Below are 19512 nucleotides of genomic sequence, written 5' to 3'. Positions count from 1 at the left end.
CGATGACCGGAATCAGGATCCGGCGGCGTCTGGTTCTGCCGCCGGATCTGCGTTTTTTCGATGTGGTCGATGGTCTGCTGTCGCTCATGCCCGCCCCCACGGTCGGTCTGCTGCCAGTGGCCGCCAGTGTTCAGCGGGCGCGTAAGCCGACGCTCAGCCGAAGGTGAAAACTTCTTTATCTGGCGGCCCGCCGCTGACCTGGGAAGATCCGTCGATGAGAGGCTTCTCATCCGGCTCTCACCGGTTGGTCATTCCCGACCGGCAACCTTGGTCCGATGAGCACACAGAAGGTCGCCACCGGCATCGGGCTGGCGGCGCTGGTGGGCCTGCTCACCGGTGTCGGCCTGCCTGCGCTGCTCCCGCCCGACCAGGTTCCACCGATCCAGATCATCAGCCCGGCAGCTCAGACGAGGACCGACGATGGAGCCGACCCAGCCGGCAGCGCGAGCCTCGGCCCGGCCAACCCCGGAGGCGACGATGACAACGACGCCGGCCGGCCCGCCACCGGAGACGACGACCAGCCCGCCACCGCCGCCGACGACGACGGACCGGCCGGCGGAGACGACGACGGCGCAACCGGTCGAGACGACGACGGACCCGCCGGTGGAGACGACGACGGACCGGCCGGCGATGACGACACCGAGCCAGCCGGCGATGACGACGATGACGATGACGACCGGTCCGGCGACGATGACGAGGACGACGACGGGGACGGGGACGGGGACGACTGAGACGGTCGTACGACCGTGGCGCCGGCCGCTCGGCCTCGGGTTGCGGCTGCGGCTGTTGGGGTGGGCCCTGGCCCTGCTCGCGGTGGCCAGCCTCGCCTCGGTGGTGGTGATCCGCCAGGTCCTGCTCAACCAGCTCGAGAACCGGATCGGCACCGACATGCGCCAGGAGGTGACCGAGTTCCGGCGGCTCGTCGGCGGTCGTGATCCGGCGAGCGGGCAGCCGTTCGGCCCCGACCTGCGGGCCATCGCGGACACGTACCTGCTGCGCAACGAGCCGCAGGCCGGGGAGGCGGTGCTGGTGCTGGTCGACGGGGCGTTCTACCGGGCGACCGAGGCGCCACCGTACGACCTCAGCGGTGACACCGAGCTGATGCGCCGCTGGGCCGGGCTGACCGAAAGCGCGTACGGGCGGGTCGACGGGGGTCCCGGCGGTCCGGCGCGCTGGCTCGCCGTACCGCTGATCATCGACGGGGCGGTACGCGGTCAGGTGGTCGTGGTCGAGTTCGGTGCCGAACGGCGGGCCGACATCGACGACGCCGTACGCCTGATGGCGCTCGCCTGCCTGCTGGTGATCGTGGTCGTCGCCGCCGGCGGTTACCTGGCCATGGGCCGGGCGCTGCGTCCACTCCGTACGGTCACCGAGACCGCGCGGACGATCGAGGAGACCGACCTCTCCCGCCGGATCGAGGTCACCGGCACCGACGAGGTGGCCGACCTGGCGCACACCTTCAACGGGATGCTCGGCCGGCTGCACCGGGCATTCGCCGCCCAGCAGGCGTTCGTCTCCGACGCCGGACACGAACTCCGTACGCCGATCACCATCGTCCGGGGTCACCTGGAGCTGATGGGTGACGACCCGGACGACCGGGCCGAGACCATCGCACTGGTCACCGACGAGCTGGACCGGATGAACCGGATGGTGAACGACCTGCTCATGCTGGCCAAGGCCGAGCAACCCGACTTCCTGCACCCCGACCCCGTGGAGGTCGCGCTGATGATGCACGACGTGTACGCCAAAGCCGTCGCCCTGGGCGACCGGGAGTGGCGGATCGGCACCATCGAGGAGGTGACCGTGCTCGCCGACCGGCAGCGGCTGACCCAGGCCCTGATGCAGCTCGCCCAGAACGCGGTCCAGTTCACCGGCCCCGAGGACACCATCGAACTCTCCGCCCGGGTGGAGCATCCCGGTCAGGCCGAACCGGGCCGGGTGCTGCTCTCCGTACGGGACACCGGGGTCGGCATCGAGCCCGAGGACCGGGAACGGATCTTCGCCCGGTTCGCCCGAGCCGAACACGCGCACGCGCGGGCCGAGGGCGCCGGGCTGGGTCTGGCGATCGTGGCGGCGATCGCGGAGGCGCACCGGGGAACGGTCGCGGTGGACAGCATCCCCGGCGCGGGGTCGACCTTCACCCTGGTCCTGCCCGCCGCCTCGGTCGTACCGGGAGGCATTCGGTGAACCGGGTCCTGATCGCCGAGGACGAGCCGCGGATCGCCTCGTTCCTGACCAAGGGGCTGCGCGCGGCCGGGTACGTGACCACGGTGGTGACCAGCGGGGTCGAGGTCGCCGTGTCCGCCCGCAGCGGTGACTTCGACGTGTTGATCCTGGACCTCGGGCTGCCCGGCCAGGACGGGCTGGCCGCACTGGCGCAGCTCCGGGCGCGGGGCGAGCGGTTGCCGGTGATCGTGCTCACCGCCCGTGACGCGGTGCCGGACCGGGTCGCCGGGCTCGACCTGGGCGCCGACGACTACATGACCAAGCCGTTCAGCTTCGACGAACTCCTGGCCCGGGTCCGGGCCCGGCTGCGTGAACACGGCCAGGCCACCCCGACCGTGGTCCAGGCCGGCCCGATCCGGCTCGACCTGGTACGCCGTACGGCCACCGTGAACGGGGACCTGGTCGAGTTGACCGGGCGGGAGTTCCTGCTCGCCGAGACCCTGTTGCGCCACCCCGGTCAGGTGCTCAGCCGGGAGCAGTTGCTGGACCGGGTCTGGGGGCTGGCCCACGATCCCGGCTCGAACGTGGTGGACGTGTACATCGGTTACCTGCGTCGCAAGCTCGGCACCGACCGGATCCAGACCGTACGCGGGATCGGGTACCGCCTGGCCGGCTGACCGCCACCGGCACTTGACCTCAACCGTTGTTGAGGTTGCAGGCTCCGGGGACAGGAAGCGAGCCGACGCCGGAGGAGTGGTTATGCGTGCGGTGTGGTTGACCGGATTCGGCGGGCCGGAGAAGCTCGTCCCCGGCGAGGCCCCGGACCCGGTCGCCGGGCCGGGACAGGCCCTGATCGAGGTGGCGTTCGCCAACATCACCTTCGTCGAGACCCAGTTCCGGGCGACCGGCGCCGGCCCGTTCCGGCCGGAACTGCCGATGATCCCGGGCAACGGGGTCGGCGGAGTGGTCAGCGCGGTCGGCACCGGCGTCGACCCGGCCCTGGTCGGCCGGTCGGTGGTGAGCAGCACCGGCGGCTCCGGCGGGTACGCCGAACGGGCCTCGGTGGACGCCGCCGGTCTGCTGCCGGTGCCGGACGGGTTGGCGCTGGACGATGCGGTGGCGTTGCTCGCCGACGGGCGTACCGCGACATGGCTGGTCGGGTCGGCCGGGCTGGTCGCCGGCGAACGGGTACTGGTGGAGGCGGCGGCCGGTGGGGTCGGCTCGCTGCTGGTGCAGCTCGCCAGGGCGGCCGGCGCCACGGTTGTCGCGGCGGCCGGTGGCCCGTACAAGGTAGGGCTGGCCCGGGACCTGGGAGCGGATGTCGCGGTCGACTACCGGGAACCGGACTGGACCGATCGGGTGCGCGCCTCCGTCGGCGGGGTCGACGTGGTCTTCGACGGTGTCGGCGGTGCCGTCGCCCGCGCGGCCTTCGAGTTGCTGGACCGGGGTGGCCGGATGCTCAGCTTCGGCCTGGCCAGCGGCGAGTGGGTGGAGATCTCGGAGGAGGCCGCCGAGCGGCGTGGCGTACGGGCGTTCCGCCCGGCGATGAACCCGACGCAGATACGTGGCTTCGCACAGAGCGCCCTGGCCGAAGCGGCAGCGGGCCGGCTGCGACCGACGATCGGGCAGCGTTTCCCACTGGAACGGGCGGCGGACGCGCACGCCGTCATCGAGTCCCGGGCCGGCTTCGGCAAGACCCTGCTGGAGGTACGTCGACGCGGGAGCGCCGGCCACCAACTGACGTGATCACGCGTTGATCGACCTCAGTACGCTGCGGCGGTGAGCCGACCCCACCGCGACTCCCGCGCCTGGTGCCGCCCGTTCACCGGGCTTGACCTGACCTCGGCGGCAAAGCTCGGCTTGGTGGTGTGCTTCGGCGTCGCTCTCGTGGTGACCGGGGCCGGGCGGGCCTATGCGTTCGTCGCCGGGGTTCCTGGCAGGGTGACGGTCGTCGAATGCCACTTCGAATCCGGCGACAAGCGCGACGGTTGGGCCTGCCGTGGGGCGTTCACGGCCGACGACGGCAGCGTACGCATCGACCGGGTCCGGATCCACCCGTTGCTCCGTGACCGACCCACCGGCCCGGTTCCGGTCAAGGTCACCGGACCGGGGGCCTCCTCCGCCTGGGAGCCGGACCCATGGTCGCTACTGCCGGCCGGGGCGGGCGTGAGCGTCCTCGTGTTCTGCGCCGCCGGTTTCTGGTGGATCGGCCGTCCCGATCGGGAGGAGGCGGCCCGGCTCGCCGCCTCCCGCGCGGAAATGGACCGGGTGCGGCGGGAAGTCGCCAAGCTACGCGCCGAGCTCGACGATCTGCGGCACGACCCCGGCCCCGACCCGCCGCCCCCGACCCCCTAGATCGCGCCGACCTACTGACCGGGTGGGTCGAGCCGCTGGCCGAGGCCGCCGTCGACGGGGAGTTTCACCCCGGTGGTGTAGGTGGCGTCGAAGGCCAGGAAGAGCGCGGCGGTCGCCACCTCCTCCGGCGTACCGTGGCGTTTCATCGGGGTGATCTCGTCACCGAGCTGCGAGAAGGCCGCCTTCTCCGCCTCCGTGGCGTCCACCCCCATCGACGGCGTCCTGATGAAACCGGGACTGACCGCGTTGACCCTGATCCCCCGAGGCAGGAGTTCCGCGGCGAAGCCCTGGGCGAAGGACCAGAGCGCGGCCTTCGACCCGGAGTAGAGGATCAGACCGGGCGTGCCGCCGGTGTCGGCGACGGAACTGGTGAAGACCACCGACCCGCCGGTACGCAGCAGTGGGGCCAGCCGTTGCACGGTGAAGAACGCGCCCTTGGTGTTGACGTCGAAGGTCCGGTCGTACGACGAATCCGTGACGTCGGTCGACAGCTCCATCCTGGAGTAGCCGTGGTTGACGAACAGGGCGTCGAACGTACCGAACCGGTCGCCGACCTGCCGACCGAGCGCGTCGATGTCGGCCAGGCTCGCCGCGTCGGATCGCACCACCTGGACCGACGGGCCGAGGTCGGCACGCGCCTTCTCGATGTTCTCCTCGTTGCGGCCGGTGAGCAGCACCTCGGCGCCGCCGTCGAGCAGTGCCCGGACGATCGCCAGGCCGATTCCGTGCGTACCGCCGGTGATGACGGCCTTCCTGCCCGCGTACCTGGTCATGCCGGGGTTCCTTTCGTCGGTGCCGTGGACGTGAGTAGTTCGACCAGGACGGTGAGGTCGGCGTTTCCGTGGCCGCCGGTCACCCCCCGGTCGAGCAGGGCCTGCATCGGGGCCATCAGGTCCGGGCTCACGCCCTGGTCCCGGCTGGTCCGGATCAGGTTGGGGAAGGCGGTCGCCTGCATGCCGAGGTTGGACACCACGCCGGTGGTGTGGTCGCCGCTGTCGATCCGTTCGGCCCACTCCGGCAGACCGGCCAGCATGGCGTGCAGCAAGGGCGTCAGCAGGGCGACGAACCCGGTGGCCCGGATGTTCTCGCTGCCGGCCAGGGCGAATGCTTGGACGAATCCGGCGAACATGCCGTACACGCCGCTGAGCAGCGCCAGGTCGTGCAGGGCCGCCAGGCCGGGGTCGGTGCCGAGGTAACTGGCCGCCCCGAGCAGGTCCAGCTCCCGGCGGTACGTCACGAAGGCGTCCTCCGAACCGCTGTAGAGCAGGAACGCGGCCGAGGTGCCGATGCCGGACGGGACCGCCATGATCCCGCCGTCGAGGTAGTCGACGCCGTGTCCCGCCGCCCAGGTGGCGGTCTCCCGGGCCTGGGCCGGTGTTCCGTTGGTGAGATTGACCAGAACCCGCCCGGACAGGGCCGCCCCGATCGGGTCGAGCACCTCGCGTACGGCCGGGTAGTCCAGCACGCACGCGATCACCAGCGGGCTCGCCTCGACCGCAGCGGCAACCTCGGGCACCTCGACGGCTCCCCGCGACACCAGGTCACCGGCCCTGCCCCCGGTCCGGTTCCAGACCGTGGTGGGGTGCCCGGCGGACAGGTACGCCCCGGCCAGGGCGGTACCCATCGCTCCCAGACCGATGATCGTCACCGGTGCTCGTGAACTGTTCCCGTCAGACATCGAACTCCCCTCGTTCGTTCCGGTGCGCTTTCCGATCCCCACCCTGCCGAGCGGCCCTTCGGATCCACTTCGGGTGCGCTTCGGCCGCGGTCGGCAGGGCGGCCGGTCTGCGTACGGTGGGGTGGTGCGTTTCGGGGTGCTCGGACCGGTGGCGGTGTGGACGGCGGACGGTGAGCCGGTCCGGGTCCCCGAGCTGAAGGTCCGCGCGCTCCTCGCCGCCCTGCTGGCGGACCCGGGGCGACCGGTGTCGACCGACCGGCTGGTCGACGGCCTGTGGCCGGACCGGCTGCCGACCAACCCGACCGGCGCGCTCCAGGCCAAGGTCTCCCAGTTGCGGCGGGCGCTGGCGGACGCCGGGCCTGCCGGCCGGGACCTGGTGGTCTTCCAACCGCCGGGTTACCTGCTCCGGATCCCCGCCGACGCGGTCGACGCCGGCCGGTTCGCCGACCTGGTCGCGCGGTCCCGGACAACCCCCGATCCGGGTACGCGCACCGCGCTGCTCACCGAAGCCCTGGCACTCTGGCGCGGCCCGGCGTACGCCGACTTCGCCGACGAACCGTTCGTCCGGGCGGCCCGCGAACACCTGGACGAGCAGTGGCTACTGGCGATCGAGGACCGGGCCGAAGCCCTGCTGGCGCTGGGCGAGCACGCCCCGCTGATCGGAGAACTCGGCGAGTTGGTACGCCGGCACCCGCTCCGGGAACGGCTGCACGCCGGCTACCTGCGGGCGCTCTACCAGGCAGGGCGGCAGAGCGAGGCGCTCGCCGATTACCGCCGGTTGCGCGACCGCCTCGCCGAGGAGCTGGGGCTGGAGCCCGGCCCCGAGCTGAACCGCCTGCACGCGGCGATCCTCCGGCACGACCCGGCCCTGCTGGCACCACCGCGCGCCACGGCAATCGCCCGGCCCCAGCTACCCGCCCCGCTGACCGAACTGGTCGGCCGGACGGAGGCGGTCCGGGAGGTGAGCACCCTGCTGGCGAGCAATCGCCTGGTCACCCTCACCGGGGCGGGCGGCGTGGGCAAGACCCGGCTGGCGGTGGCCGTCGCCGCTCGGGTGGCGGCCACCCTCGCCGACGGCGTGTGGCTGGTGGAACTCGCCGGACTCGTACCCTGCGACGAGCTGGTCCGGCTGGTCGAGGTGGTAGCGGGCGTGCTGGGGATCGGCGACGAGACGAGCGGGCAGCGCGGGTCCGGCGGTGGACCGGCGGATCCGGTCGGTCGGCTCGCCGGGGCGCTGCGGGATCGGCGGGTGCTGCTCGTACTCGACAACTGCGAACACGTGGTCGGGTCGGTGGCGGAGCTTGCCGAACGGCTGTTGCGGGCCGCGCCGGAGGTGCGGATCCTGGCGACCAGTCAGGAGCCGCTGCGCTGTGCGGGTGAGGTCCGGTGGGGCGTACCGCCGCTGGCCCTGCCGGACCCGGCCACCGGTACCGACCCCGGCGCGCTGCTCCGGTCCAGCGCCGTACGGCTCTTCGTGGCGCGGGCCGCCGCCGCGGCGCCGGGCTTCGCGCTCACCCCCGCAAACGCCGACGCGGTCGGTGCGATCTGTCGGCGGTTGGACGGCATCCCGCTGGCGTTGGAGCTGGCCGCGAGCCGGGTACGGGTCCTCGGGGTGCACGAACTCGTGGCCCGGCTCGATGACCGGTTCCACCTCCTCGCCACCGGTCATCGGGGCGCTCCGGCCCGGCAGCAGACGCTTCGTGCGATGGTCGACTGGAGCTGGGAACTGCTGACCGAAGCCGAGCGGGTGGTGCTCCGGCGGTTGGGCGTACCGGCCGACGGGTGCACCCTGGACGCGGCCGAGACGATCTGTGCGGGTGCAGGCGTACGGCCGTCGGAGGTGCTCGACCTCCTGGCCCGGCTGGTGGACCGGTCGCTGGTGGTGGTGGACGACCCCGGCACCGGTGCACCTCCCCGGTACCGGCTGCTCGAATCGGTGGCCGCCTACTGCGGGGACCGGCTCCGGGAGGCCGGCGAGTCCAACGGGGTACGGCAACGCCACGCCCTGTACTACGTCGGGTTCGCCGAGCGGGCCGAGCCGGTGCTGCGCGGTCCGGCTCAGCGAGAGTGGCTGGAGCGACTCGACCAGGAGACCGCGAACCTCCGTACGGCGCTCGACGCGACGACCCGGCAGGGAGCGGCGGACCTGGCGTTGCGGCTGGTCAACGCGCTGGGTTGGTACTGGTTCCTGCGTGGACGGCTCAGTGAGGGGCATCGCTGGGCGGGTCTGGCCCTGGCTGTGGCCGGTGAGGTGTCCACCGTCCCGCGGACACGGGCGGAGACCTGGCAGGCGGCCCTGGCGATCCTGATCGGTGACGGGAACGACCTACCCGGTCGGGCCGAGCGGGCACTGAAGCGGTACGCCGACGTCGACGACCCGGCCGGGCAGGCGATGGCGGAGTGGTTGCTGAGCTACGCCCTGATCGGCTCCGGTGACCTGGCCGCGCGGGCGGACGGGGTGGATCGGGCGTTGGCCGGGTTCCGCGCCGGACATGATCGGTGGGGGGTGGCGGCGGCGCTGACCTCCCGTGCCGCCCAGGCACGGCCGTTGGGCGATCTGACCGCCAGCCGGCGGGACGCGGAGCGGGGCCTGACCCTGTTCCGGGAGCTCGGTGACCGGTGGGGGCAACTGAAGGCGATTGAGGTGCTGTGCTCCCTGGCCGAGATCGCTGGGGAGTACCACGAGGCCGACCGGCTGCACCGGGACGGGCTGCGGATGGCGGAGGAACTCGGACTGTGGATCGAGGTGTCGTACCAGCTCTCCGGGTTGGGGCGGATCGCCCTGTTGCGGGGTGATCATGTCCGTGCCGACGCATACCACCTGCGGGCGATGCGGTTGGCCGCCGAGCGGTCCCACCGGCGCGGGGAGCAGTTCGCCGAGATCGGGCTCGGCCTCGCCGCCCGACGACAGGGCCGGTTGGATGTTGCCGAGGCGCACCTGCACCGCTGGCTCGACTGGTGCCGGCAGGTGGACGGCGACCTCGGGGTGGCGTTGATCGTGGCCGAACTCGGGTTCATCGCCGAACAGCGCGGTGACGCCGAAGCGGCCCTGACCCTGCACCTGGAGGGACTCGACGCCGCCCGTACCAGCGGCGATCCCCGGTCGATCGCCCTCGCCCTGGAGGGTCTGGCCGGAGCCCGTGCGATGACCGGTCACCACGAGCAGGCGGCCCGCTGGCTGGGGACCGCCGCGTCCGCGCGGGACTCGGTCGGCGCACCGCTGCCGCCCGCCGAACGCGGCGACGTCGACCGGATCCGGTCGGTCGTGCGGACCGCGCTGGGCGACGAACGGTTCTCGACCGAGTACGACCACGGCCGTCTACAGGGGCTGGACACGCTGGCGAACTGGCCGGTGGGTGTCGTACCGGGGCGGTAGCGTCGGCGACGACCGATCAACGCAGCGTGATGGGACTGGTGATGGACACTCTGGAACCCGTGACCGACCTGGACGCCCGGTACAGCGACGACACCGCCGAGGCCACCGGCTGGGCCGAGGCTCGGGAGATCCTCACGGCCGCCGAACTCTACTGGCTGTCGACCGTACGCCCGGACGGGCGACCACACGTCACCCCGCTGCTCGGGGTCTGGCTGGCCCACGCCATGTACTTCTGCACCGGCCCCGACGAGCGCAAGGCCCGCAACCTCGCCGACAACCCGCACACCGTGCTGACCACCGGGAGCAACGCGCTGCACGAGGGTCTGGACCTGGTCCTGGAAGCTGAGGCGGTCCGGCTCACCGACGAGACGCGGCTGCGCCGGATCGCCGACGCCTACGTCACCAAGTACGGCGAAGACTGGCGGTTCGACGTACGCGACGGGATGTTCCACCACGCCTCCGGCGCCGGTACGGCACTCGTGTTCGAGGTCGCCCCGACCACCGCCTTCGGCTTCCGTAAGAGCCCCTACAGCCAGACCCGCTGGCGCTTCCCGCGCTGACCCGCCCGACGCTGAGCGGTTTCTCATCAGCGGCTCACCTGCCGCTCATCGCGCGCCGGGATCGTCGGCGGTATGTCGACGACCATCAGCACCGCCGGGCCGGGCGGTCACCCCGACCCCGATCCGAACCTGCTCACCGGGCCGGGTGATTGCTCCGACCCCGATCTGGACCTGCTCACCGGGCCGGGAGCCGAGCAGTTGCTGCGGACTGCCCTGCGACCGGCCGGTGGCGAACTGCTCGCCTGGCGGGCCGTCCAGGTCGAACACCAACCGGGGCGCCGGTCCACGGCCGCGTACCGGGTCCGGATCCGTTGGCCGGACGGATGGGTCCGGGAGGAACGGCTGGCGGCCTGCACCGGTCGTCCACCACGCGGCACGATGGTGCTGGAGGACGGGACCGACCGGGTGGCCGCCTGGCGTTTCCCGTACGACCCGGATCTGCCGGCGCTGCGCACCGCGTACGACGAGCGGGCGGTTGCCGTACTCCTGCGCGACCTCGGCCTCGGTGACGGCGGCCCGGTACGGCTGGGGGTACGGGCGTACCGGCCGCGACGGCGGGCGGTGATCGAGGCGATCGGGGGCCGGCACCGGCTCTTCCTGAAGGTTGTCCGCCCCGATCAGGTACGTGACCTGCACGAACGACACCGGCTGCTGGTCGATTCGGGCCTGCCGGTCGCGCCGAGCCTGGGCTACACCCCGGACGGGCTGCTGGTGTTGCAGGCGCTTCCCGGCCGTACGCTCCGGCAGGCGCTGCACGCCCGGCAGCCGCCACCGCCGGGGCGGGCGGTGCTGGCCATGCTCGACCGGCTGCCCGCCGAGTTGGCGGACGGTCGACCCCGGCGGTCCTGGCGGGAGAAGTCGCCGCACTACGCCTCGGTCCTCGCCGCCGCCCTGCCCAGCGTGGCGGAGCAGGCGCGAAGCCTGGCCGAGGCGATCATGTGCGAGTCCGGTCCGGAACCCGGCACCGTTGTGCACGGCGACCTGTACGAGGGCCAGTTGCTGGTTTCCGGCGGCCGGATCTGCGGCCTGCTCGACGTCGACACCGCCGGGCCGGGCGAACGGTTGGACGATCTTGCCTGCCTGCTCGGGCACCTCTCCGTACTGGCCCAGATGAACGGGGACCGGGCCGGCACCATCCTGCGGGCGGGGGCGGCGTACCTGGCCGCGTTCGAACGGGTGGTGGACCCCGCCGACCTGCGTTACCGGACCTCGGCGGTGGTGTTGTCCCTGGCCACCGGCCCGCACCGGGTGCAGGAACGGGACTGGCCGACCAACACCCGCGCCCGGCTGGACCTGGCTACCCGGTGGTTGGACAGCGCCCGCCGACTCCGCCCGCCCACCTGACCGCGCGGGTGCGGCTCGGGGCACGGATGAAGGAGGTCTCACGTTGCGTTCAGTCGCACCTCATCGACGGGGCCGAGGCTGGAGGCACAGGCAGACAGACACCGAGGAGGATGCCATGCACATCAATCGACCGTGGCGGATCATCGCCGGAGCGGGGGCCGCCGCACTGGTCGCCGGGCTCACGGCCGGCGCCGCGACCGCCGACGCCGGCATCGAACTGCGCGACAAGGTCAGCCCGATCCAGGTGAACACCCAGGTCGACCAGGTAGCCGCCGACGACTCACCGGAGTCCGCCGACAGCCCGTACCAGTCGCCGTTCGACTCCACGAACTCGGCGTCGGACAGTCCGGGTGACCCGCAGTGGGTGGATCCGTCACCCGAGTCGGCGGACAGTGCGAACGCCTCGGCCGCCGACTCCCCCGCCCCGCCGCCGGCCAAGAAGGCAACCGGGACGGGCGACAAGGGCAAGCCGGCGCCGGCCAAGCCGAAGGCGGGCAACGACAGCCCGGACGACTCGCCGGCCCCGGTGCGCAAGCGTGGCGGCGGGGGTGGCGATTCGGCGAACTCCGGCGGTTCCGCCGACTCCGGCGACTGACCGACCCCGGATCCCGGCCGCCCACGCGGTCCGACCATCCCGGTCGGGCCGCGTTGTCGTCAGAAAATTCCGGGTACGACGGTCGGGCCGAGCAGCCGGCCCAGTCCGTACAGCGCGAAGCCGATCGCGATCCCCAGGACGATGAGGAGCGCGAAGCCCTCGAAACCGTTGGAGCGCCTCCTCGCGATCGGCCCGTCGATGCCGACGAGTTCCTGCGCGAGCGCGGTCTGCGGCCCGTAAAGCCAGGGTTCCCGGGTGACCCAGGCCAGGACGCCCAACCCGAAGGGGATCCAGGAGAGCCAGAACCAGTACCACTTCGTACCCCGGATCGGCGCCGGCCCCGAGAACAGGGCGATCAGGAACACGGCCATCAGGGACACCGCGAGCCAGTACGCCGTACGGATGAGCGGGTGAACCACTCCCGTACCGTTGACGCCCGCCGCGGCCTGGAGTTCCGCGACGAGCGGGCGGCCCCGTGCCGGGATGCTCCCGTCCGGGGCGGCCAATGTCCCGTCGGGGTACCCGTAACCGACCTCGGTGTACCGGACCCTGCCGGTCTCCGTCGTCCAGGCGACCTGGCTTCCGTCGGGCCCACCTTCCAGGATCCGTTTCCGGCCCCAGAACTCACCGTCGTCCCAGTACGTTCCGATGTCGACACTCGTCACCGAGCCGGCGGCGATGTCCCGTCGCGCCTGGTCGGCGTCGGCCGGACGGGGTGCCGACCACCAGGCAAGCATCGCCCAGAGCAGCCAGAGCACCACCAGCGTTCCGCGTACGCCCACGACCAGGATCCGCCGCCAGTCGCGTACCGCCAGGTCCCGTGGCCCGATCGCGCCCGGAGCCGCCCCGCTCACCCCGCCCACCGCATGCCATCGATCACCACCCCAGGTTGTCAGCCCCCGGCCACCGACGCCGCCCCGCCGACCTCACCGGTCCGGCTGGAGCTTCGGCAGAAGTCGATCGACGTGGTGCAAGACTGGGCGACGTGCGGGATCACTTGCTCGATGACGCGGCGTTGGAGTCTTCGGCGGTGGTGGCCAACTCCGCGATGAACCGGGAACGTCAACTCGACGGTGTCAACAGCTACACCAGGGAGCTGGGCTTCAACCCGTTGGACTGGATGATCGCCCACGGCCGTCGCGGTCTGCCCGATCAGACCGCCGACGGGCCCGTTCGTTGGCTGGATCTGTGCTGTGGCACCGGACGAGCGTTGATCCAGGCGGCGAATCGGCTCCGCGCCGCCGACCTCGATCGCCGGGTGACCATCACCGGAATCGACCTGGTCGACTTCTTCGATCCGGTCCCGACGCCGAACCCCGCGCTCGAACTGATCTGCGCCTCGGTGACATCGTGGAACCCGTCGCACCGCTTCGACCTGATCACCTGTGTGCACGGCCTGCACTACCTCGGCGACAAGCTGGCGGTGCTCGCGCGGGTCGCGGACTGGCTGACCGAGGGCGGGCGGTTCGTCGCCGACCTGGACCTGCGCAGCGTACGACTTCCCGATGGCCGTCCCGCCGGGCGGAGGCTGGCCAGCGCCCTCCGCTCCGCCGGATTCACCGTCGACACCCACCGCCACCGCATCACCCGTACCGCCAACGCCACCGTCACCCTCCCCTACACCTACCTGGGCGCCGACGACCAAGCCGGCCCCAACTACACCAACCAACCCGCCATCAACTCCTACTACAACCCGCCCCCACCACGCCGTTGATCATGAAGTTAGCAACGTCGCCGGGCACATTTCTCGTCGCTAACTTCATGATCAACGAGGGAAGGGGGGTCAGGGGAGGGGGATGGTTTTGGCTTGGGTGGCGCTGGTGTGGGCGGCGGCGAGGACTTCTAGGCTGGCTACGGCGTCGCGGGGGTTTACCGGGACGGGGGCGGTGTTGCGTACGGCGGCGGCGAAGGCGGGGTAGTAGGTGTCCCACCGGCCGCGTTCGGTTGGTACGACGGTTGTCGTCTCGCCGCGGTGGATCCGGCCCCACCGGTGCTCGGGCTCCACGCCCCACCGGTCTGCCTCGGTGGCGGGCGACCGGCCGGCGATGAGCGCCTCCTCCTGCCCGTCGACCCCGTCGACCAGGTAACTGCCAGTGCTGCCGGTGACCCGGAACCGAGGACCGGGCGCACCCTGGGCCCAGCTACCCCACAGGTGGGACCGGACCCCGCCGGTGTGCTGCAACGCGACGAAGAAGTCGTCGTCGCGCCCACCGAGATCTTCCCGCAGCCGCATCTCGGCGTAGACCCGGTCGACCGGTCCGAACAGCGTCATCGCCTGGTCGACCAGGTGGCTGCCGAAGTCGAGCAGGGTGCCGCCACCGGCGGCGGGCGGTCCCGGCTGCGGGGCGAACCGCTCGAACCGCGACTCGAACCGGGTGACCGTGCCCAGTTCCCCGTCCGCAATGAGCTTACGTACGGTCAACAGGTCCGAGTCCCACCGGCGGTTCTGGTACACGCTCAGCACCACGCCGGTTCGCTCGGCCAACTCCACGGTCTCCCGTGCCGCGGCCGGGTCCAGCACGAACGGCTTGTCCACGACCACCGCCAGTCCGAGCCCGATCGCCTCCTGCGCCAGCGCCAGGTGGGTGGCCGCCGGGGTGGAGATCGCCACCGCCTCCACACCTTCCGCCACCAGGGCGGTCAGCGAGTCGAAGGCGGGCGTACCGGGCTGGTCCCGGGCCAGTTCCTCCCGCCGGGACGAGGAGGTGGTCACCACGCCGACCAGCTCGCACTCGGCGGCCGAGGCGAGCAGCGGCGCATGGAAGTAACGTCCGCCGAAGCCGTAGCCGACCAGGCCGAACCGTACCAGGGATGCTGACATACCGTGATCCTACGACCGGTCACCGAGCGTGACAGTCTGCCCCGACCTGCAGCGCGACACGACGGCCGGACGTGACGGTGCCGCCGGGAGGAATGACCTCCCGGCGGCACCTGGTTACCGCCTGACTACACCTGCCGTCCCCCGGTTACGGGTTGACGGTGATGGTGAAGGTCGACGTGGTGTTCCGGATGTTCTGGAAGTTGTTGCTGAACCGCAGGTTGTTGAAGGTGGCCGAACCGACCGCCGGGCCCTGACCGGGCTCGGGCAGCTCGTTCGCCCAGATGCCGAAGCCGGACTTGGCGTCGAACGCGTCACCGCTCTTCTGGGCACCGCTGATCGAGATGTTGGTGAAGACGGTGTCCGTGACGGCCTGGGTCGCCTGGCCGCCGCTGTAGTTCGACTGGAACATGATGCCGTGGTACGTCGGATCCACGATGTCCACGTTGTTGATGCGGATGGCGCGGAACTCCTTGGACGCCGCGAACATCCAGATCGCCGGGAAGGTCTGCGACCCCCAGAAATGACCACCGGCCCGGACGATCGAGGCGTTCTCGATCGTGGTGTACCCGGGACCGAATCCGATGAACGGGTAGCCGAAGTCCAGCGAGCTGACGGTGATGCCGGAGTAGGTCAGCATGTCCGCGATGTACAGGTTGCGGAACACGTTGTTCTGCCCGCCGTACACCGCCAGACCGGCGGCACGCCAGGTCAACGTGGCCGTCAGGTTCTCGAACACGTTGCCGGTGTTCGCCCCGCCACCGCCGTCGATCGCGGAGAAGAGCGCGAACGCGTCGTCACCGTTGGTCCGACCCTCGACGTTGCTGATCAGGTTGTTGTTGCTGCTGTTGGTCATGTTCAGGCCGTCGGCGTACGTGTTCCGGATCCTCGAGTTCTTGATCGTGGTGTTGGTGACCCCGAGACCCCAGAACATGCACATCTGGTGCTCCACCCAGATGTTGTCGAACGTCATGTTCGACGTACGGGACAGGTCGAAGACCTTGCCCGGACCGTCGTTGCGGCTGGTGTAGTTACCGAAGTACGAGAAGCCGGCGAAGGTCGAGCCGTTCGCTGACGCCTCGGCCCGGAAGCCGACGTCGGTGTTCTCCTGACCCGTGGGCGCGGCGAACCGGGTGTACCAGGGACCGGCCCCGACGACCTGGAGCGCCTTGCCGTACACCTGGAACTTCGACTGGGTCGGGTAGGTACCCGCCGGCAGGTAGACACCGATCAGGTTGGCGTCCTGCCGCGCCCGGTCCAGGGCGTTCTGCACGTCCTGGTGGGTGAAGCCGGCCGGTACGGCGTACCGCGCCGGATCCGGGTTGCCGGCCGCGGTGACCAGCTCCGTGTTGATGAAGTCGATCGCGTACGTGGTGGTGTTGGCGGCGTCCTTCTGGAGCTTGATCTTGCTGCCCGCCGGGATGGTGGCGTCCAGGAAGATGTTCGCCTCGTCGTAGATGTGCCGCGGGCTGCCCGCGCTCGGGGAGTTACCCGGGCTGGCCTCGGCGCCGTAGAGCCAGATGTACTTCGAGGTCAGCGGGAGCGCCTTGTGGAACACGTTGTTGACGTAGACGTTGATCGTCGAGTTGATCCCGCCACCGCCCGGCGCGTCCGGGATGGAGAAGCGGGTGACCAGCGTGTTCGTGCTGGCCTTGGTGGTGAACTCGACGAAGTTGCCGGTCGAGTTCAGGGTGACCGCCCGACGTCCGGACGCCTCACCGGCCAGGTCGCCGATGATCCGGTTCGGCCCGACGACCTGGGCCCCGCCGCCGACCACGCCGTCCTCGGCCTCGTACATCTCGTACGGCAGGTTCGCCCCACGACCGGAGAAGAACCCGGTGACGCTGGTGTTGTTGGTGCGCTTCACCGGCAACTCGTTCGCGTCGTCGGCGAGGACCACCCGGACGTCGTACCTGCCGTTGACGGCGGTCCAGGTGCCCAGGTTGACCGGGGCGGTGGTGGCACCCGCCGCGATCGCACCGGTGTACGAGCCGGTCAGTGTACGGACCACCGCGCCGTTGGCCGGGTTGACCACGGTGAGCGTGATGCCGTGGGCGCCACCGGCGGAGGCGATCGTCCCCTGGTTCTTGATCGCCACCGTGAAGGTGACCGTGCTACCGGCCGCCGGGTTGCTCGGCGACCAGCTCACGTTGGCCACCAGGTCGGAACTGGCCACCTGCGCGACGACCAGCGACGACGGGTTGGTGTAGCTGTTGTTCGCGTCGTTCTGCTCGATCACCGTGTTGGCCTCGTCGACCTTGGCGCTCAGCGGGTACGTACCCGCGTCGCGCGGACCGACGTTCGCGGTCACCGTGCTGGTGGCACCCGCCGCCAGCGCGCCGACCGAGGCGGTCCCGGCCAACGTCGTACCCAGGTAGAAGTTGACGTTGGTGGCCGCCGAGGCCGCGGACCCGCCGTTGCGGACGGTCGCCGACAGGGTGACCGCGTCGGTCTCCACCGGCGAGGCCGGGGTGAACGACATGCCGGTGATGGTCAGGTCCGGGTTCGGCGCGGGCACGCCGATGATCTGGAACTCCGCCACCTGTCCAGCCGGAGCGCCGGAGTTCGTGGTGATCTGGAGCCGGACGTCCGCGACCGTGGCGCTGACCGGGATGGTCACCGTGTTACCGGTGGACGGGTTGAAGCTGTACGACTGCGCGGCGGCCAGGCTGGTGAACGTGCTGCTGCTCTGCTCACGCCCGAGCACCTGGATGGTCTGCGTACGCGGACCCCACGAGCTGTCCGGGTTGAGCTTCACCACGACCGAGCTGACGCTCGCGTTGGCCCCCAGCGCCACGGTCAGCACGCTCGGGTAGTTGTTCCCCTCCCAGTAGGTCGCGGTGCTGTTGTCGTTCGCGTTGGTGGGCACGAAGGTGAAGATCGAGCCCGACGCGGTGACCGGCTTGCCGACGGCCAGGTTCGACCCGCCGGGGTTGGTGCCGGTACGGGTGACCGTGTTGCTGTTGCCGGAGACGTTGCCCGCCGCGTCCTTCGCCCGTACGTAGTACGAGACCGTCGCGGTCGCCGGCTGGCTGTCCGTGTACGTCAACACGTTCCCGGCCACGCTCGCCCGCACCGTTCCGTTGGCGTAGATGTCGTACCCGGTCACGGCGGTGTTGTCCGAGGACGCACCCCACGCCAGTCGGATCTGACCCGAACCCGGCTCGGTGAACGACAGCGTGCCCGGCGTGGTCGGCGCCTGCGTGTCCCCGCCCGGCGTGCCGGTACGGGTGACCGTGTTGCTGTTGCCGGACTGGTTGCCCGCCGCGTCCTTGGCCCGTACGTAGTACGAGACCGTCGCGGTCGTCGGCTGGCTGTCCGTGTACGTCAACACGTTCCCGGCGACGCTGGTGCGCAGCGTCCCGTTGGCGTAGATGTCGTACCCGGTCACCCCGACGTTGTCGGTGGAGGCGTTCCAGGTCAACCGGATCTGACCCGACGCAGGCTGGGTGTACGCCAGGCTCCCCGGCGCCGACGGTGCCTGGGTGTCGCCCTCGGTCGGCCCGTAGACCTCGAACTCCGAGAGCTGACCGGCCGGCCAACCGGTGTTACCGGTGATGTTCAGCCGGACGTACCGGGCGGTGGTCTGGTTGAAGTTGATCGTCACGGTGTTGCCCGAGGCCGGGTTGAAGGTGTAACCGGCCGACGCGACGATGGTGGAGAACGGGCCGGTGCTGGTGGTGCTGCTGCCCTGCACGCTCAGCGTCTGCGTACGGGTCGCCCACGCGGAGGCCGGCGGCAGCTTCAGCACCACCCGGTTCACCGCGACGGCGGAACCGAGGTCGGCCTGGATCCACTGCGGGAACGCGTTGTTCGCACTCTCCCAGTAGGTGTTGGCGTTCCCGTCACCGGCGTTGCCCGCCCCGTAGACGTCGGCGAAGCTGCTGGCGCTCAACGACACCACCGCTGCCGCGGCGGCGAGGTTGACGTTCGACACCGCCGCCGGGTGGACCTCCAGCTCGGCGAGCTGACCGGCGGAGGCGGCGCTGTTCGCGGAGATGTCGGCCCGCACGTACCGGGCGTTGGTGGCCGGGAACTTGACCGTCACCAGGTTGCCCGAGGTGGGGCTGAAGGTGTAGCTGGCCGAGCCGACGATCGTGCTGTACGACGTACCGTCGGGGCTGCCCTGGAGGGCCAGGGTCTGGGTCCGCTTCGCCCAGCCCTTGGGCAGTTTCAGGGTGACCCGGTCGATGCTCTTGCTGCTGCCGAGGTCGACCGCGGCGGCCTGCGGGAAGGCACCGGTGCCCTGCCAGTAGCTGCCCTGGTCGCCGTCCTTGATGTTCGCGGCGGCGTGACCGGTGCTGGCGCTGGTTGCCGCGGCGGTCTTGCCGGCGGCGAGGTTGGTCGCACTCGCCTGGCCGGCGGGTGCGGCGGAGGCGGGGATCGCCGGGGCGAGCGCCGCGACCATGCCGGTCGCGAGGATCGCCGCCAGCGGGCGCCAGGGGACGGGGTTGGTTCTCATTGCGTTCCTCCAACTTCGGGCTGGAACGTCAGATGGGGGTGGTGGTGCGTAAGCCCGCAGGGGGCGGCGGGGCGGGCGGACGTTGCCCGATCCCGATTACTGCTGAACCTGGACATACGAGACAGCACCTTCCTGCGCCGGGTACACCGACGGCACTC

At 71.0% G+C, this 19512-nt stretch carries 16 protein-coding genes; 11 read left to right on the top strand and 5 right to left on the bottom strand.

Translation table 11 applies throughout. The annotated features are described in order from the left end of the window. Nucleotides 1-2 precede the first annotated feature (2 nt). The 6 genes from ACWEFB_RS09230 to ACWEFB_RS09205 all read left to right on the top strand — a co-directional run bounded on the left by ACWEFB_RS09230 (nucleotide 3) and on the right by ACWEFB_RS09205 (nucleotide 4521). Nucleotides 3-167 carry a hypothetical protein gene (locus tag ACWEFB_RS09230; RefSeq protein ID WP_452283801.1) on the top strand — a complete coding sequence of 55 codons (165 nt, stop codon included), beginning with the start codon at nucleotides 3-5 and terminating at the stop codon, nucleotides 165-167. A 108-nt stretch (nucleotides 168-275) separates the two neighbouring features. Beyond that, on the top strand, nucleotides 276-731 hold the full coding sequence (locus ACWEFB_RS09225; RefSeq protein WP_452283799.1) for a hypothetical protein: 456 nt from the start codon (nucleotides 276-278) through the stop codon (nucleotides 729-731). Beyond that, nucleotides 691-2187, top strand: a complete 1497-nt coding sequence (locus ACWEFB_RS09220) for a sensor histidine kinase (RefSeq protein ID WP_452283797.1) — start codon at nucleotides 691-693, stop codon at nucleotides 2185-2187. Before ACWEFB_RS09225 ends, ACWEFB_RS09220 begins: the two co-directional genes overlap by 41 nt. After that, entirely contained in the window at nucleotides 2184-2843 is a 660-nt protein-coding gene (locus ACWEFB_RS09215) for a response regulator transcription factor (RefSeq protein WP_326562136.1), read from the top strand. Before ACWEFB_RS09220 ends, ACWEFB_RS09215 begins: the two co-directional genes overlap by 4 nt. Before the next feature lie 82 nt (nucleotides 2844-2925). Continuing rightward, nucleotides 2926-3912 carry a zinc-binding dehydrogenase gene (locus ACWEFB_RS09210; RefSeq protein WP_452283795.1) on the top strand — a complete coding sequence of 329 codons (987 nt, stop codon included), beginning with the start codon at nucleotides 2926-2928 and terminating at the stop codon, nucleotides 3910-3912. 33 nt (nucleotides 3913-3945) lie between these two features. Continuing rightward, nucleotides 3946-4521, top strand: a complete 576-nt coding sequence (locus tag ACWEFB_RS09205; protein WP_452283793.1) for a hypothetical protein — start codon at nucleotides 3946-3948, stop codon at nucleotides 4519-4521. Between the two features lie 11 nt (nucleotides 4522-4532). On the opposite strand, the gene ACWEFB_RS09200 is transcribed toward ACWEFB_RS09205, so the two are convergent. Then, nucleotides 4533-5294: an SDR family oxidoreductase gene (locus tag ACWEFB_RS09200; RefSeq protein ID WP_452283791.1), complete on the bottom strand. Its 762-nt coding sequence runs from the start codon at nucleotides 5292-5294 to the stop codon at nucleotides 4533-4535. After that, complete coding sequence (locus ACWEFB_RS09195) at nucleotides 5291-6169, bottom strand: NAD(P)-dependent oxidoreductase (protein ID WP_452283789.1); 879 nt, start codon at nucleotides 6167-6169, stop codon at nucleotides 5291-5293. The genes ACWEFB_RS09200 and ACWEFB_RS09195 overlap by 4 nt, the downstream gene beginning before the upstream one ends. Before the next feature lie 154 nt (nucleotides 6170-6323). On the opposite strand from ACWEFB_RS09195, the gene ACWEFB_RS09190 reads away from it, so the two are divergent. The 4 genes from ACWEFB_RS09190 (at nucleotide 6324) to ACWEFB_RS09175 (ending at nucleotide 12074) form a co-directional block, all read left to right on the top strand. Further along, nucleotides 6324-9575 carry a BTAD domain-containing putative transcriptional regulator gene (locus ACWEFB_RS09190; RefSeq protein ID WP_452283786.1) on the top strand — a complete coding sequence of 1084 codons (3252 nt, stop codon included), beginning with the start codon at nucleotides 6324-6326 and terminating at the stop codon, nucleotides 9573-9575. A 41-nt stretch (nucleotides 9576-9616) separates the two neighbouring features. Continuing rightward, the gene (locus tag ACWEFB_RS09185) at nucleotides 9617-10135 is read left to right on the top strand and encodes a pyridoxamine 5'-phosphate oxidase family protein (RefSeq protein ID WP_452283784.1); all 519 of its coding nucleotides are present in this window, start codon (nucleotides 9617-9619) and stop codon (nucleotides 10133-10135) included. A gap of 72 nt (nucleotides 10136-10207) precedes the next feature. Continuing rightward, nucleotides 10208-11479: a phosphotransferase family protein gene (locus ACWEFB_RS09180; RefSeq protein WP_452283782.1), complete on the top strand. Its 1272-nt coding sequence runs from the start codon at nucleotides 10208-10210 to the stop codon at nucleotides 11477-11479. A 115-nt stretch (nucleotides 11480-11594) separates the two neighbouring features. Then, entirely contained in the window at nucleotides 11595-12074 is a 480-nt protein-coding gene (locus ACWEFB_RS09175) for a hypothetical protein (protein WP_452283780.1), read from the top strand. A gap of 59 nt (nucleotides 12075-12133) precedes the next feature. Here ACWEFB_RS09175 and ACWEFB_RS09170 read toward each other — a convergent pair whose 3' ends face one another. Then, a complete protein-coding gene (locus ACWEFB_RS09170) occupies nucleotides 12134-12928 on the bottom strand; it encodes a hypothetical protein (RefSeq protein ID WP_452283778.1) in 795 nt (264 codons plus the stop codon). A gap of 131 nt (nucleotides 12929-13059) precedes the next feature. Between ACWEFB_RS09170 and ACWEFB_RS09165 the strand changes: the two genes are divergently transcribed. Continuing rightward, the gene (locus ACWEFB_RS09165) at nucleotides 13060-13788 is read left to right on the top strand and encodes a class I SAM-dependent methyltransferase (protein ID WP_452283776.1); all 729 of its coding nucleotides are present in this window, start codon (nucleotides 13060-13062) and stop codon (nucleotides 13786-13788) included. A 69-nt stretch (nucleotides 13789-13857) separates the two neighbouring features. Here the strand turns inward: ACWEFB_RS09165 and ACWEFB_RS09160 are convergent, their stop codons facing one another. After that, nucleotides 13858-14895: a Gfo/Idh/MocA family protein gene (locus ACWEFB_RS09160; RefSeq protein ID WP_452283774.1), complete on the bottom strand. Its 1038-nt coding sequence runs from the start codon at nucleotides 14893-14895 to the stop codon at nucleotides 13858-13860. Nucleotides 14896-15040: 145 nt separating this feature from the next. Continuing rightward, the gene (locus tag ACWEFB_RS09155; RefSeq protein ID WP_452283772.1) at nucleotides 15041-19354 is read right to left on the bottom strand and encodes a galactose-binding domain-containing protein; all 4314 of its coding nucleotides are present in this window, start codon (nucleotides 19352-19354) and stop codon (nucleotides 15041-15043) included. Between the last annotated feature and the right edge of the window lie 158 nt (nucleotides 19355-19512).

Source organism: Micromonospora sp. NPDC004704 (assembly GCF_053601675.1).
This window is presented reverse-complemented; position numbering and strand designations above follow the sequence as displayed.